This is a genomic window from Caballeronia humi, from assembly GCF_001544475.1.
In the GTDB taxonomy this organism is placed as follows: domain Bacteria; phylum Pseudomonadota; class Gammaproteobacteria; order Burkholderiales; family Burkholderiaceae; genus Caballeronia; species Caballeronia humi.
The window spans coordinates 1-1,517 of sequence record NZ_FCNW02000173.1 but is presented as its reverse complement, the minus strand read 5'-3'; the positions used below and the strand labels follow the sequence as shown (position 1 = coordinate 1,517).

Annotated in this window: 2 protein-coding genes; both read right to left on the bottom strand. The window is 60.4% G+C overall.

What is annotated here, in order from left to right; translation table 11 throughout:
• Window positions 1-188 (bottom strand): hypothetical protein (locus AWB65_RS34845; RefSeq protein WP_143281833.1); only part of this gene is annotated, 188 nt, incomplete at its 3' end.
• Window positions 188-1,517, bottom strand: a 1,330-nt coding sequence (locus tag AWB65_RS34840; protein ID WP_143281832.1) for a DUF2345 domain-containing protein, incomplete at its 5' end; no start/stop codon positions are given. The genes AWB65_RS34845 and AWB65_RS34840, both read right to left, overlap by 1 nt.

Here is a 1,517-nt window from a genome sequence, read left to right as displayed (position 1 = left end):
CGCACTTGATAACTCACGGGCGTCATATACGATTCCCAGAACCGCCGTCCAAGATGATCGATCTGCATGGGCACGAGCCGCGTGGCAACGTCGTGCTGATAGCGTTTCCCCTTGGTCGGTTGTTCTCCTGCATTCATCGGGTCCGGCGTCGCGCCCGTATCGTTTGGTTCATTCAGTTCTTCGCTCATCAAGCCTCCGTACTCTTTTTAGTCAGCAGGGTCATCCCTTGCGCGATATCGCCCGCTTTGAGCGAAGTCGCGCCCGTGCCGCTCGTCACGCCCTCGATGACCTGACCATCCGCGAGTTGAATCCGGTATGGGCGATTGGCCGCCGGCAGCCCGGTAAGTCGATCGCTCAAGATGAAGTGCTCATCGTGGCCGATGGTGGTCTGCTCGAACTTCGGCAATGGCATCGACAACGAACCGGGACCGGACTTGTCGATTCCAATAATCTTCAGAATCAAATTGCCCGCGCCACCAATTTCAACGTTGTCGCCGCTCACCTTGACGTAGGCGGTCCCCCCGCCATGCAGCACGACGCCGTTTGCAGCGTTTGCGATCAACGTTCCGCTCGCGCTCGTCAGGTGCATATCCTTTTGCGCCACCAGTTCCATCGCATCGGACTGCGCCTGAACCAGCACCTTGCCGCGCGCCGCGAACAGCTTGGCGCCGCCGTTGTGAGCGAAGAGCGACAGCGTGTCCGAAGCGGCGACGCTCGCATTGCGCTGTGCATTGACGTTGAACCCCGCGCTGGTTGCGATGTTCACGTCACAGCCGGCAGCAACCGACACCCGGTCAGGCGTCGCCAGCGCGATCCCCTCGGGTGAAGACAGCAGCATCACCGCTTCCTTCAACTCGTTCACGCTGTTCTTGAGCCATTCGTTTTCGGCTTTCAGATCGGCGATTTCAGCTTTGGCGACGCTTGCGGCCTGCGCAAGCCCTTGCGCCTGAGCGAGCGCCACCTGTAACTGACCGAGCGCTGCTTTCATATCCAGATGCCGCCCGTTCGCGAGCGGCTGCGCATCGGCCGATAGAAACAGGCCTTGTCCGGCTCTGATCGCGCCTTTCATGTCGGTACGCAACTCAAAACCGGCGCCGCGCTTCTCTCGCTTGCGGTTCACGCTATGACCGAGCGTCAATTGCGACTTGCCGTGCTCGGTCGCAAGCTTGATGTGCTGCTCGTTATCCCAGTCCTCCATCTGCAACGTATTGTTGGACTGGGTGCGCAACACGTTGCGGCTCAACCAGCGCTGATCGTTGACGATGACGTCCGGCGCTCGCGCGTTGTGCATCACATGCGCGATGAACGGCCTGTCCGGATCGCCATCATGAAATCCGACCAAAACCTCGGTGCCATCGATCAGCGGAAAGTGAAAGCCGGTCTGGTTCGCACCGGCGAACGGCTTCGCCAGTCTCAGCCGGCAACTGTTGCCGCCAGCGGGGCGGGTGTCCCGGTCCAGGTGAAGAGCGACCACGTATTCGCCCGCTGCATCGACGTAGGCGAACTTATAGCGGCTC